This is a genomic window from Vibrio sp. 2092 (assembly GCF_033339635.1).
GTDB classification, from domain to species: Bacteria; Pseudomonadota; Gammaproteobacteria; order Enterobacterales; family Vibrionaceae; genus Vibrio; species Vibrio alginolyticus.
Genome location: NZ_JAWOUY010000025.1, coordinates 60186 through 73266, shown reverse-complemented (window position 1 = coordinate 73266; position 13081 = coordinate 60186). Strand labels below are relative to the sequence as shown.

Below are 13081 nucleotides of genomic sequence, written 5' to 3'. Positions count from 1 at the left end.
CGTTCAAATACGCCAGCATCCCGCCACTCCTGAAATCGGCGATGAGCAGAGCTTGACGAGCATATACCGGTGGCATTCAGCGCATTCCACTGGCAACCCGTCCTGAGTACGAAGAAGATGGCGTTCATTGCAGCGCGATTATCAACCCGCTTGCGGTGCGTACCCAGAGGATGGTGAGTTTTATGCTCCGGGATGAGAGGAGCCATTTTCTCCCAGAGTTCATCACTGATTTGCCACTTGTTGCCTGCCATACGTTGCCCTCAGAAATTATCGTTATTCATTATATTATACGATAATTCCTTTTGGGATAGGCTCTTATTTATATTTCCGTTCATTAGTTCAAAAACTAGAGCATCTGGATTTTCCAATAGCTGAAATTCATCTCTTTATGTTAATAACTACACAGTGCTTTGAGTCTACTAGGTCTGAATGAATAGATATATCCCTTCCATTAGCCAGCCTTTTAAGAGATATCAGTCCCAATCCATAATGGATTCGATTATGAATATCGACTCTCCTTCCGCAAGATAGCGTTTCTCTATTTTCTATCTTTGTAAGCGTTTTGGGGGTTATCCCTGAACTATCGTCCACAACAATAACTGAGTAGTGGGATTGAGATAGTCTTGTCATCACTCTTATTCGATCTCCTTTTCCTGACACGCTAATGGCGTTTGAAAGGACAATACTCAATACCTTGTTTAGAGTGCTTGGGCATAGCTTTATTACCCGAATCTTTGAGTCTGCGGAGAAGTCGTAATCGAACTTAATGCCGTAATGATTTGCCAGAGTACCGTATTCATTTAATGTAACCGATAACAATGGTTCTACACTATGGTAAATCATGGAAGGGCTATTATTGAAGGGACTGATTGAGGCAATAGAATATAGTGATTCTTTTATAGATAAGGAATCAGCTAAATTTATTTTCTCATTCTTCTTAGAAGAAGAAATAATTGCCTCATTAATCGTATGGTTCATTGCGTTTACTTGCACATGGACACTTTTTAGTGTTCTGTTAATTATATGATTTTCAAATGCTTTAAAGCCAAAATATCCAATCAAAGATAACCATACAAATAAGATGGTTAGTGTTCCAAACGAAACTTTATAGAACATAAACATCACAGATGGAAGCATGAAAGAACCGCAGATAATTAACTTTAATACTAGCGTGTTTATATTTTTAAACATGGTTTGGAAACTATTTGTCTGACAGATATATCAATGAGTGTGAATAACCAAGGAGCGTTATGATGATATTGATACTCATACTCATATACAATACATTTCGTTTAAATAATGAGCGTGCATGTAGTTACGCTGTCACCAAACGTGCTAGTTTAAATGTTATGTGACGCTGTAACACGTGATATTTTCTATGTTATTTTACTAACTACGCGTGAAAAGCCTCAGATTTATAATAAATCTTAAATACTAAACAGTTTTACAGATTTGGTTTTCACGTTTTTGAAGTGTGTTTTGATATAAGTTATTGATAATTAATAGGTAAATAACTGATTGCTGTGTTTGACAGTTTAGCTTAAAGCAACCCGAAAACAAGGCAGTTACCATTGTTCCTGTTGAACAATGTCCATAATCATAATTTCCAGCGTTCGAGCGAAACAATATGACCGGCTGCAGCCAAAATGTTACCTTGCTAGCTCAAAAGGTGAAAAGAAATAGCTTTTAGGGAGTAATCAGGTGTCAAAGTGGTACGATGATAAAGATAGTGTCAAAGAAGTTTTTGATGGGATTCGAAACTTTCTATACTGCGGTGTTTTGTTCTATGCGGGTGTGGTGAATTTGTATGAATCATCCACGATAACAGTCGTAAAGTATTTGTACTCGTTTATAGGCGTGGTTTTTTGTTTATGCGCAATATATTTGATGGTTATAAACTACGTAATTTTGTTCAAATCCTTTGTTTCAAGGCGTAAGTCGCTTCTTTCATATGTAGCTTGCCATTTCATATTTTCCTTAGTTGTCATCCAGTTTGCTTTGTTTGCTTTGACGCATGAAAGTGAACAAGTAAAACTGGCTGATGGGCAAAGCGTAGGAGAAGTGAAGGTTCCTCGTGCACTCGTGCCTGACTTGTTCTTAGATAAAGTTAACTAATAAATTGTGCGATAGTGATTATCAACACTGGGCATTTTGGTTTGAGTTTATCTTAGTATTAACGGGGCAATGGATAATAACAGGGGTTTTGCGCCCATTTCAGCGAAAAGTCCAATGTAAGCCGTTAGCCCTTTATTTATAAGGGCTTTGGAGGAGGGCTGGTTGGGAAAGATCTTAATTTTCACATTAAAGTAGCGAACTTTTTATGTGGGAAGCACAGCTATTACCTTACAGCTCTAGCACGTCTCTGGACAATTATCATTTTCGGAAAATCGAATATTAGAAATTCATTAATAACGAGAAATAAGGAAAATTTCTTCCTGAGTCAGTATTGTGATTGATAAATAACAACGAGTCCCCATATCCTAACAATCAAACCACAAAATTATCTTGGCTATGCAAATCAAACGAGACTTTGACTACTACCACAATCTACATGACGTTATTACCCACGCCTTGCTCCATTTGTTGTGTAAAGTATCAGGATCACCCCGTTTTGTTCCAGTCACAACGCGCAATGAAATTTTGATAAAATACCTCAAGCCAAAGCTCAACGATAAGTCCTTATCGAATATCAAAAAAGACATCAAACTGATGCTCAGCGTAGCGAGAAAAAAAGGCGGAAACCTAGAAATGAGATTACATCAACTCTGCGCACAATCGAATCAAACGAAACTCGTCGGGGCTGAAAAGCTCTATAACCTACTCGTACACCTTTATGACGAAGAAGGTATCGAGTCACGATTATTTGAAGAAGGTGGCGAAGCGGAGCCTGGTATTCTTTACATGTTAGAGGAGCAAGTCGAGCACGGTTTTGACCAAGAACACAACCAAGTAACACCACTGTCGATGCTTATCCAGTTAGATCGCGCACCGGAGCTAATTAATTCGATTAACGATCACGGCCTGTTCCTTGCTGAAATGAAAGAGTGGAACGCAGAGATACATCAGGCTCATATTTTAGTACACCCTGCTTAAAACAGAGCAACCGACGATAACGCTTATATAACACTTCGCTACGAGGCAATACGGGCTTGATTGTCAATGGAGTGCATCAAGAAAACGCTTTTGGACAGAAATCAGCTAGAGCATCTACTTAAATTAGCAATTCATAAATTACTTTTTGTATGGCAAAGTGAGTTTGGGAGAGCTAGCGCTTCGGTTAAGATAGCGCTAGCTAAAAGGATTGCCTCAAGATTAGGCTTTGGCTTGATGCGCACAAAGTGCCGTTATGGTAAATCGACCACCTACGCACAAAAAGGGCGTCCGATTTAACGTAACGCCCCCTTATCGGCACCACGCCGAGAAGGTTCGCCATAAAAGCGGTACATAAGCCGTGAAAGGTACAGTTTTCTATGCGGAAAAGAGGGGAGTTTATTGTTACTGACTTGTTACTAAATGGAGGTTTTCCATTTGGCCATTGATTTTGGTCGAAAGGTTTATTTTTGGCGTTTTTTACTTCTGTAAAGCTGCAAAACCTCTTCGGCAAAATCATCATCAACAATATAGAAGTAGCACTCTGGTACATCGAGGATGGCAGCAATTGAGTACACCATTTCAAAGGTAGGTCTGTAAGTGCCGGTTTCGTACTGAGATATACGCGATCTGGCCGTGGTTTCGTCTAGGCCCGCAAGAACGCCCAGCTTCTCCTGAGAAAGCTTTGCTTGCGTCCTAATGGGTTTGAGTCGGTAATTTATCATCACATGCGCCACTGATATTAGTTGACGGCATGTTTAGCATTACTTTACAGTGCTTATGTTTAGAAATACTGGACAAACAAACCTTTTTATGCCAACCCAGGGTCACACTACAGGAATGTTTAGACCGTTTTTTGTTACTTTTTATGATATGTATTACGGGGTCAGCTTGGTGAGAACTAAATCATAGAGCCAAGCAAGAGCCGGTAATGACTCCAACTTATTGATAGTGTTTTATGTTCAGATAATGCCCGATGACTTTGTCATGCAGCTCCACCGATTTTGAGAACGACAGCGACTTCCGTCCCAGCCGTGCCAGGTGCTGCCTCAGATTCAGGTTATGCCGCTCAATTCGCTGCGTATATCGCTTGCTGATTACGTGCAGCTTTCCCTTCAGGCGGGATTCATACAGCGGCCAGCCATCCGTCATCCATATCACCACGTCAAAGGGTGACAGCAGGCTCATAAGACGCCCCAGCGTCGCCATAGTGCGTTCACCGAATACGTGCGCAACAACCGTCTTCCGGAGCCTGTCATACGCGTAAAACAGCCAGCGCTGGCGCGATTTAGCCCCGACATAGCCCCACTGTTCGTCCATTTCCGCGCAGACGATGACGTCACTGCCCGGCTGTATGCGCGAGGTTACCGACTGCGGCCTGAGTTTTTTAAATGGCGGAAAATCGTGTTGAGGCCAACGCCCATAATGCGGGCGGTTGCCCGGCATCCAACGCCATTCATGGCCATATCAATGATTTTCTGGTGCGTACCGGGTTGAGAAGCGGTGTAAGTGAACTGCAGTTGCCATGTTTTACGGCAGTGAGAGCAGAGATAGCGCTGATGTCCGGCAGTGCTTTTGCCGTTACGCACCACCCCGTCAGTAGCTGAACGGGAGGGACAGCTGATAGAAACAGAAGCCACTGGAGCACCTCAAAAACACCATCATACACTAAATCAGTAGTTGGCAGCATCACCGAAAAAATGTATACTTGTCGGCTTTGTAATTCACTCTGACAAGGAAATGACAATGAAAAAGGTTCTTCTCTCTGCAGCAATGGCAACCGCGTTTTTTGGCATGACTGCTGCCCATGCAGCTGATACCACTGTTGGCGGCGGCCAGGTTAATTTCTTCGGTAAAGTTACCGATGTATCCTGTACTGTTTCCGTTAACGGCCAGGGCAGCGATGCGAACGTTTACCTGTCTCCGGTAACCCTGACTGAAGTTAAAGCGGCAGCACCGGATACTTACCTGAAACCGAAATCTTTCACCATTGACGTCTCTAACTGCCAGGCTGCTGATGGCACTATACAGGATGACGTAAGCAAACTGGGCGTGAACTGGACCGGCGGTAACCTGCTGGCTGGCGCAACCAGCACACAACAGGGCTACCTGACGAACACCGAAGCTTCCGGTGCTCAGAACATCCAGCTGGTGCTGTCTACTGACAACGCTACCGCGCTGACCAACAAAATCATCCCGGGTGACAGCACTCAGCCGAAAGCGAAAGGCGACGCTTCCGCTGTAGCTGATGGCGCGCGTTTCACCTACTACGTAGGCTACGCCACCAGCGCGCCGAGCACGGTAACCACCGGTGTGGTTAACAGCTACGCGACTTACGAAATTACTTACCAGTAATTCCGTCAGAAAATAAAACTGCCCCGCGATGGGGCAGTTAATAACAATAATAAAGCGGCAATGTCCGCCGCTTGTATTTTTATTCTGAGGTCAGCATGAAGCGTATTGCCCTTTTTTTCTGTTTCATTTTTAGTTTTGCGGCCCATGCCAACAATATTATTGTTAACGGTACCCGCTTTATTTATCCAGGAAATGAAAAAGAAATAACGGTACAGCTTTCAAATAACGCCGACCGTCCGGCGCTGGCGCAGGCCTGGCTGGATAACGGCGATGCCGATGCCACACCGGATACCATTACCACCCCGTTTATTATCACCCCGCCGATTTCGCGCGTTGACGCCAAGAGCGGCCAGACGCTGCGTATTAAGCTCGGTAGCAGCGCCGGTCTGGCGAAAGATAAAGAGACGCTGTGGTGGCTGAATCTGCTGGAAATTCCGCCGGTGGTGGCCAATCAGAAAAATGAAGGCCAGAACGTGCTGCAGCTGGCGATCCGTTCGCGCTTTAAATTTATTTATCGTCCTGCCGGACTGGGCAACCGCGATGCGGCGGCCGAGAAGCTGACCCTGACCGCCAGCGGCAGTAGTCTCGCCATCAACAACCCGACGCCGTTCTACATTACCGTCAGCCGTATTTCCCGCGACGGCGGTAAAGCGCTGAACAGCAAAACAGTGATGCTGGCGCCGCAGTCCAGCCAGACGGTGGCGCTCTCCTCCGCCGTCAACCGCGGCGAAACCCTGACCGTTAACAACATTAATGACTATGGCGCCGATGTCGCAGTGAAAGTGGCCGTTAAATAAGGGAAAAGCTAATGAAGCAGAGGTCATTCTGCCCGGGAAGATTAAGCACCGCGATCGCCATCGCGCTGTGCTGCTTTCCGCCATTTTCCAGCGGACAGGAAAACCCGGGAACGGTATATCAGTTTAACGACGGCTTTATTGTCGGCAGTCGCGAAAAGGTCGATCTGTCGCGCTTTTCGACCAGCGCGATTACCGAAGGCACTTACTCCCTTGACGTCTACACCAACGACGAGTGGAAAGGGCGCTACGATTTACGCATCGCGCGCGATAAAGATGGTCGGCTGGGCGTCTGCTACACCAAAGCGATGCTGGCCCAATATGGCATCGCGGCGGAAAAGCTCAATCCGCAGCTGAGCGAGCAGGAGGGCTACTGCGGTAGCCTCAAATCCTGGCGCAACGAAGAAAACGTCAAAGACAACCTGGTCCAGTCCTCCCTGCGGTTGAACATTTCGGTACCGCAGATCTATGAAGATCAACGCCTGAAAAACTATGTCAGCCCGGAGTTCTGGGACAAAGGTATTACCGCGCTCAATCTTGGCTGGATGGCGAACGCCTGGAACAGCCATACCTCTTCGGTGGGCGGGTCGGATAACAGCAGCGCCTATCTGGGCGTCAACGCCGGACTGTCGTGGGACGGCTGGCTGCTGAAGCACATCGGCAACCTGAACTGGCAGCAGCAGCAGGGTAAAGCGCACTGGAACAGCAACCAGACCTATCTCCAGCGCCCTATCCCACAGCTCAACTCCATCGTCAGCGGCGGGCAGATTTTCACCAATGGTGAATTTTTCGACACCATCGGTCTGCGCGGGGTTAATCTTTCCACCGATGACAATATGTTCCCGGACGGCATGCGCTCGTATGCTCCGGAAATTCGCGGCGTGGCGCAGAGCAACGCCCTCGTCACCGTGCGTCAGGGCAGCAATATTATCTATCAGACCACCGTTCCGCCCGGACCGTTTACCCTGCAGGATGTCTATCCTTCCGGCTATGACAGCGATCTTGAGGTCTCGGTGAAAGAAGCGGATGGCTCGGTAGAAGTGTTTAGCGTGCCTTACGCCTCCGTTGCTCAGCTGCTGCGCCCGGGCATGACCCGCTACGCGCTCTCCGCCGGTAAAGTGGACGACAGCGCGCTGCGCAACAAGCCGATGCTCTATCAGGCGACCTGGCAGCACGGGATCAACAACCTGTTGACCGGCTACACCGGGGTCACCGGTTTTGACGACTATCAGGCCTTCCTGGTGGGGACCGGGATGAACACCGGCATCGGCGCGCTCTCTTTTGACGTCACCCATTCGCGGTTGAAGAGCGATGCCCATGATGACTCGGGTCAGAGCTATCGCGCGACCTTTAACCGCATGTTTACCGATACCCAGACCAGCATCGTGTTGGCGGCGTATCGCTACTCGACGAAAGGTTATTACAACCTCAACGACGCGCTGTACGCCGTCGATCAGGAAAAAAATAGTCGCAGCAACTACACCCTGTGGCGGCAAAAAAACGGCATGACCTTCACGGTGAACCAGAACCTGCCGGACGGCTGGGGCGGGTTTTATCTCAGCGGCCGTATCTCCGATTACTGGAACCGCTCCGGGACCGAGAAGCAGTATCAGGTCAGCTACAACAATTCATTTGGTCGTCTCTCCTGGTCGGCGAGCGCGCAGCGCGTCTATACGCCAGACAGCTCCGGTCATCGTCGCGACGATCGTATTTCACTCAACTTCAGCTACCCGCTGTTGTTTGGCGATAACCGCACCGCCAACCTGACGTCGAACACCTCGTTCAATAACTCGCGCTTTGCCAGCTCGCAGATTGGTATCAACGGTTCGCTGGACAGTGAAAACAACCTTAACTACGGCGTGTCGACCACCACTGCCACCGGCGGTCAGCATGATGTGGCGCTCAACGGTAGCTACCGTACGCCATGGACCACCCTCAACGGCAGCTACAGCCAGGGCGAAGGCTATCGTCAGAGCGGCATTGGCGCCAGCGGGACGATGATCGCCCACAGCGGCGGCGTGGTGCTCTCACCGGAAAGCGGCTCGACGATGGCCCTGATTGAAGCCAAAGACGCGGCCGGCGCGATGCTTCCGGGATCGCCGGGCACCCGTGTGGACAGCAATGGTTACGCCATCCTGCCGTATCTGCGCCCGTACCGGATTAACGCCGTGGAAATCGACCCTAAAGGCAGCCATGACGACGTGGCCTTCGATCGCACCGTGGCGCAGGTTGTGCCGTGGGAAGGCAGCGTGGTTAAGGTCGCGTTCGGCACTAAGGTGCAGAACAACCTCACCCTGCAGGCGCGCCAGGCGAACCACGAGCCGTTGCCGTTTGCGGCAAGTATTTTCTCCCCCGACGGCAAGGAGATCGGCGTTGTCGGCCAGGGCAGCATGATGTTTATCAACGATGCGAACGCCAAACGCGCGATTGTGAAGTGGAGCGGCGGGCAGTGTTCGGTGGATCTGGGACAGCAAACAACAAAGGATAGCGTATGTCGCTGAGGAAATTACTAACGCTTTTTATCGTCTTAATGCCGCTGGGAACCACCTCGTCCTGGGCCGACTGTACGCGTCTCTCATCGCCAACGGTGATGCTGGACATGGTGGTGGGCAGGGTGGTGGTGCCCCCGGATCTGCCGGTGGGCTCGGTGATCCTTACCCGCAACTGGACGATAAGCGCTCCCGGCGGGGCAAGCTATCGCTGTACTTACGGCACCAACCGCTTTGCGGCGAAGATCGTGTCGCCAGGGGCCACGGACCTTGGAAATAAAATCTACTCCACCAACGTGCCGGGAATCGGCATGCGTTTCAGCCGCGACGGCGCAACGGTAAATATCGTCTATCCCGACGTCTTTTCGTCCCGGGTATATATCATCCCCAAATCTTATTCCCTCGAAGGGTCGCGCTTTACGCTGGAGATTATCAAAACCGCGGCAACCACCGGCAGCGGCACCCTGGCGGCGGGTAAGTACACCTCCTACGACTGGGAGAGCGGCGGTAACCCGATGCTCGAAACCTATCTGAGCGCCAACGCCATCACCGTGGTCTCGCCCTCCTGTTCGGTGCTGAGCGGGAAAAATATGAATGTCGATGTGGGTTCCATCCGGCGCACCGACCTGAAAGGGGTCGGCACCACCGCCGGCGGGAAGGATTTTAATATCGACCTGCAGTGCAGCGGCGGCCTGAGTGAAACGGGATATGCCAACATTAGCACCTCGTTCTCCGGTACCCTGGCCACCAGCACTACCGCTACCATGGGCGCCTTGCTGAATGAAAAAGCCGGCAGCGGGATGGCGAAAGGCATTGGCATCCAGGTGCTGAAGGATGGCTCCCCGCTGCAGTTTAATAAGAAATACACCGTCGGCCGCTTGAATAATCAGGAGACCCGCTACATCACCATACCGCTGCACGCGCGTTTTTATCAGTATGGCCCGACGACCAGCACCGGCGAGGTGGAGTCGCATATGATCTTTAACCTGACGTACGATTAATACGGGAGGGGGAATGAAGGGATTGCCGAAAAACACTATCGCGTGGCTGCTATTTTGCGGCAGCCTCGCCGCCCCCTCGGCGTGGGGTTTTGAGACCAATTACGATCGCGGACGGGTCGATTTTGCCGGGCGGGTGACGGATATTTCCTGTAGCGTCGCGCTAAACGGCGGCCAGCATGCCGGCAGCGGTAATGTCTGGCTGACGCCGGTCAGCCTGGCGGAAGTCCACGATCGCGGTGCCGGGGCGTTTATGAAACCGCAGCCGTTTACCCTGGCACTGTCAAACTGCCAGCTGCGCCATGATGGTGGGGCAGCCTCGCAGGATGAGGTGCGTCGGGTCAGCGTGCGCTGGGTCGATGGTTTTTTACTGACGGCGGTCGGTAACGAAAACGCCGGGTATCTGGCTAATACCTTGCCGGATGGAGCGCAGAATATTTATCTGGCGCTATCGACTAACGATAATAATACTCTGGATAAGAGTAATAAAATTGTCCCGGCGGACCCGCAGCAAAATCAGGTGCGTTTGCAGGAAAGCGCGGTCAGCGGCGGCCTGTTCACCTATTACGTTGGCTATGTTTCGCCAACGCCGAAAAGCGCCACCAGCGGGCCGATTACCAGCTGGGCAACGTGGGAATTAGTTTATAATTAAGTGACGTTAAAAAGCCGGGAATTCCCGGCTTTTTTTACATGGCAATATCATCGGCGACCAGTTGTTCAATACTGACTTCCCGCCAGTAATGTCCCTGGATAGCAAACCGGTGATGCTGCCAACTTACTGATTTAGTGTATGATGGTGTTTTTGAGGTGCTCCAGTGGCTTCTGTTTCTATCAGCTGTCCCTCCCGTTCAGCTACTGACGGGGTGGTGCGTAACGGCAAAAGCACTGCCGGACATCAGCGCTATCTCTGCTCTCACTGCCGTAAAACATGGCAACTGCAGTTCACTTACACCGCTTCTCAACCCGGTACGCACCAGAAAATCATTGATATGGGTGCGGGATATCACCGTAGTGACTTGGTCAGAGATGCGGCATTTGTCCTTAATATCGAGCTGCATTATCTTCCACCTTACAGCCCAAACCTCAATCCAATAGAGCGGCTTTGGAAAGTAATGAATGAGAAGTCGAGGAACAACGTTTACTTCAAAAGTAAACGGGACTTCAAGGCGGCAATAGACCAATTTTTTACTGTGACTCTTCCAGAGATCGCAGGCTCTTTGGCATCTCGAATTAATGATAATTTTCAGGTTCTCAAGCCTGCATCTTCAAGTTGATTCGGTATAGAAAATGTAGCACCCTCAGGGTTACTGTGAATTGTGACCGGATAATCTGACTTACTAACAATTGTAGAACAACCAGAAAGCACAGTTGCCGCAATAGCTGAAAGGATTATTTTATTCATTAGGATTACTTTCCATAAATCGATTAATTAAACAAATGAATATGTTGACAAAAACAAATAGATCGGTGAATTAATAATTCATGATGTTTAGTTTTTTTATTTTTATTCCATTACTTATACAAACAATTTCACACATCCTACCACCACATTCCTAAAAATAATGTTGAACCTCTCAAAAACGGGTGTTTATTATTCCTACTATGGTAAATCCGTAAGTTAGCTATCAAAAATCAGGCTTCCTGTTACCTAGAAAGCGTTAGCAACGGTTTTAATAAGAAATCTATACCTAAATGGCCCAAAATCGTTTTGAAAGTTTGTGACACTTTGAACTTGATTTACAGGGCAAAAGTCAGCGAGTGCGCTTGAAACAAGAACAGCACAATGATGCCCATTTTTCGTACTTTGTGAATCGTGGATGTCAGATTAGTTATACTTGGTCAAAATTCAACCAGTAACAATCCTGTTCTTTTTGACGAAACAAACTTTGGGGCAATTTCGTGTTACATACCCCGTCAGCACACCTTTGGACAAAAACGTGTCAGTGGCTTTCCTAAATTAGCAATTCATGGATAACTAAAGATTATGGAAAGTCGTTAATTTGGTGTCCTATATTGATAAGTGCAGATCAGTTTGCGTTCCCCAAAAAGCCCCACCCTGTATTAAGCATTGTGGGGCTTTTACTAACGGTGTTTAGGCTTAACCAAAGATCATAATAAACAGTGTATACAGACTCATTGCTGCCATCATGATGGTAATCAACCAACCAAACACCGACATCCATACCGGGTGTCTATAGTCTCCGACAATGGCAGATTTACGGGCAGCAATCAGCATAATGCTTAATGTGACGGGTAGAATAAAACCATTCAATGCACCCGCTACAATCAATAAAGTAACTGGCTTACCAATAAAGCAAAAAATAAGGCTCGACGCTAATATAAAGGCAATAATGAAACCTCGAGTGTTGCGAGCAATAAAAGGGTGAAGTGTTTTCAAAAATGATACAGAGGTATATGCCGCACCGATCACCGAGGTTATAGCAGCAGTCCAAAGTACTAAACCAAACAATTTGTAGCCAATGTTGCCTGCTGCATGCTGAAACATTGATGCTGGTGGGTTTTCAGGGTCAAGGATCACACCTGTACTTATGACCCCAAGTGCAGCAAGGAACAATACCACCCGAACGACAGATGCCAAGCTTATTGCAGAGATTGAGCCACGGTTAACCTGTGGCAACGCTTCTTGCCCTGTCACACCCGCATCGATCAATCGGTGTGCGCCCGCAAATGTGATGTAACCACCAACGGTACCACCAACCAAAGTAACAATAGCCAACACATTGAGCTTCTCAGGCCAAACAGAACGATACAGCGCCTCACCAACAGGTGGTGAGGTCGAAAACAAAACGTATAACGTCATCACTATCAGTGAAGCGCCCATCACGATGGTAAATCGGTCCATCTCTTTCGAGGCATCTTTTAATAAAAAGATACTGATCGCAATCACCGCACTAATCGCTGCGCCTGCTACTGGCGTGATCCCTGGAAATAAGACGTTCATTCCCATACCAGCACCGCCTAAGTTACCGATATTAAATGCCAGTCCCCCCAACGCAACAGTACCTGCAATGGCAAAACCTAAACCAGGTAACAGATCATTTGCAATGTCTTGAGCACGTTTTTTCGAGACTACAATTACCCGCCATATGTTTAGTTGAGCACCGATATCAAGAAAGATCGACACCAAAATAACAAAAGCAAAACTGGCGCCAAGTGTTTGAGTAAAGACGGTGGTTTGAGTAAGGAATCCTGGACCAACTGCAGAGGTCGCCATCAAAAAAGCAGCGCCCATGATCAATGACCAGTTAAAGCCCCCTTTAGCTGACGGCTTTGAGATCGAGTCGCTCGCCGGTTGCTGTATCACTTTGTCTGTAGACATGTATTACTCCTGTAA

12 protein-coding genes and 2 pseudogenes are annotated in these 13081 nt (G+C 48.3%); 9 read left to right on the top strand and 5 right to left on the bottom strand.

What is annotated here, in order from left to right:
- Together R7P80_RS26960 and R7P80_RS26955 are read right to left on the bottom strand one after the other, a co-directional pair.
- The coding region (locus R7P80_RS26960; protein WP_206937370.1) for a transposase at positions 1 to 251 on the bottom strand (251 nt) is incomplete at its 3' end.
- A gap of 127 nt (positions 252 to 378) precedes the next feature.
- Positions 379 to 1191 carry an ATP-binding protein gene (locus R7P80_RS26955; protein WP_140134592.1) on the bottom strand — a complete coding sequence of 271 codons (813 nt, stop codon included), beginning with the start codon at positions 1189 to 1191 and terminating at the stop codon, positions 379 to 381.
- 510 nt (positions 1192 to 1701) lie between these two features.
- Between R7P80_RS26955 and R7P80_RS26950 the strand changes: the two genes are divergently transcribed.
- Together R7P80_RS26950 and R7P80_RS26945 are read left to right on the top strand one after the other, a co-directional pair.
- Positions 1702 to 2115 carry a hypothetical protein gene (locus tag R7P80_RS26950; RefSeq protein ID WP_140134590.1) on the top strand — a complete coding sequence of 138 codons (414 nt, stop codon included), beginning with the start codon at positions 1702 to 1704 and terminating at the stop codon, positions 2113 to 2115.
- A 396-nt stretch (positions 2116 to 2511) separates the two neighbouring features.
- Positions 2512 to 3093: a DUF2913 family protein gene (locus tag R7P80_RS26945; protein WP_140134523.1), complete on the top strand. Its 582-nt coding sequence runs from the start codon at positions 2512 to 2514 to the stop codon at positions 3091 to 3093.
- A gap of 461 nt (positions 3094 to 3554) precedes the next feature.
- Here R7P80_RS26945 and R7P80_RS26940 read toward each other — a convergent pair whose 3' ends face one another.
- Both R7P80_RS26940 and R7P80_RS26935 read right to left on the bottom strand, forming a co-directional pair.
- On the bottom strand, positions 3555 to 3815 hold the full coding sequence (locus R7P80_RS26940) for a helix-turn-helix domain-containing protein (protein WP_225492065.1): 261 nt from the start codon (positions 3813 to 3815) through the stop codon (positions 3555 to 3557).
- 217 nt (positions 3816 to 4032) lie between these two features.
- Positions 4033 to 4730, bottom strand: a protein-coding gene (locus R7P80_RS26935; RefSeq protein ID WP_223844742.1) for an IS1-like element IS1B family transposase whose coding sequence is annotated in 2 segments (ribosomal slippage) — positions 4033 to 4481 and positions 4481 to 4730 — 699 coding nt in all. Because the reading frame shifts where the segments join, the coding sequence is not laid out codon by codon here.
- Between the two features lie 106 nt (positions 4731 to 4836).
- Between R7P80_RS26935 and mrkA the strand changes: the two genes are divergently transcribed.
- The 7 genes and pseudogenes from mrkA to R7P80_RS26900 form a co-directional block, all read left to right on the top strand.
- Positions 4837 to 5445: a type 3 fimbria major subunit MrkA gene (gene mrkA, locus R7P80_RS26930; RefSeq protein WP_225492066.1), complete on the top strand. Its 609-nt coding sequence runs from the start codon at positions 4837 to 4839 to the stop codon at positions 5443 to 5445.
- A 95-nt stretch (positions 5446 to 5540) separates the two neighbouring features.
- Positions 5541 to 6242, top strand: a complete 702-nt coding sequence (mrkB, locus tag R7P80_RS26925; RefSeq protein WP_000820818.1) for a type 3 fimbria chaperone MrkB — start codon at positions 5541 to 5543, stop codon at positions 6240 to 6242.
- 11 nt (positions 6243 to 6253) lie between these two features.
- A complete protein-coding gene (mrkC, locus tag R7P80_RS26920) occupies positions 6254 to 8740 on the top strand; it encodes a type 3 fimbria usher protein MrkC (protein WP_225492067.1) in 2487 nt (828 codons plus the stop codon).
- Positions 8731 to 9729: a type 3 fimbria adhesin subunit MrkD gene (gene mrkD / locus R7P80_RS26915; RefSeq protein ID WP_225492068.1), complete on the top strand. Its 999-nt coding sequence runs from the start codon at positions 8731 to 8733 to the stop codon at positions 9727 to 9729. The genes mrkC and mrkD overlap by 10 nt, the downstream gene beginning before the upstream one ends.
- Positions 9730 to 9742: 13 nt before the next feature.
- The gene (gene mrkF, locus R7P80_RS26910) at positions 9743 to 10378 is read left to right on the top strand and encodes a fimbrial protein (protein ID WP_225492069.1); all 636 of its coding nucleotides are present in this window, start codon (positions 9743 to 9745) and stop codon (positions 10376 to 10378) included.
- Between the two features lie 163 nt (positions 10379 to 10541).
- A pseudogene (locus R7P80_RS29430) lies at positions 10542 to 10601 on the top strand (IS1 family transposase); the annotation flags it as partial.
- Positions 10602 to 10688: 87 nt separating this feature from the next.
- Positions 10689 to 11000: pseudogene (locus tag R7P80_RS26900) on the top strand (transposase); the annotation flags it as partial.
- Between the two features lie 824 nt (positions 11001 to 11824).
- Here R7P80_RS26900 and R7P80_RS26895 read toward each other — a convergent pair.
- Positions 11825 to 13066, bottom strand: coding sequence for an NRAMP family divalent metal transporter (locus tag R7P80_RS26895; protein ID WP_182035733.1), 1242 nt, complete (start codon positions 13064 to 13066; stop codon positions 11825 to 11827).
- Between the last annotated feature and the right edge of the window lie 15 nt (positions 13067 to 13081).

Bases quoted from the DNA above. Each gene is read 5' to 3' on its own strand.
- R7P80_RS26955 (WP_140134592.1), bottom strand. From the start codon at position 1,191: ATGTTTAAAAATATAAACACGCTAGTATTAAAGTTAATTATCTGCGGT.
- R7P80_RS26945 (WP_140134523.1), top strand. From the start codon at position 2,512: ATGCAAATCAAACGAGACTTTGACTACTACCACAATCTACATGACGTT.
- R7P80_RS26940 (WP_225492065.1), bottom strand. From the start codon at position 3,815: ATGATAAATTACCGACTCAAACCCATTAGGACGCAAGCAAAGCTTTCT.
- mrkA (WP_225492066.1), top strand. From the start codon at position 4,837: ATGAAAAAGGTTCTTCTCTCTGCAGCAATGGCAACCGCGTTTTTTGGC.
- mrkB (WP_000820818.1), top strand. From the start codon at position 5,541: ATGAAGCGTATTGCCCTTTTTTTCTGTTTCATTTTTAGTTTTGCGGCC.
- mrkC (WP_225492067.1), top strand. From the start codon at position 6,254: ATGAAGCAGAGGTCATTCTGCCCGGGAAGATTAAGCACCGCGATCGCC.
- mrkD (WP_225492068.1), top strand. From the start codon at position 8,731: ATGTCGCTGAGGAAATTACTAACGCTTTTTATCGTCTTAATGCCGCTG.
- mrkF (WP_225492069.1), top strand. From the start codon at position 9,743: ATGAAGGGATTGCCGAAAAACACTATCGCGTGGCTGCTATTTTGCGGC.
- R7P80_RS26895 (WP_182035733.1), bottom strand. From the start codon at position 13,066: ATGTCTACAGACAAAGTGATACAGCAACCGGCGAGCGACTCGATCTCA.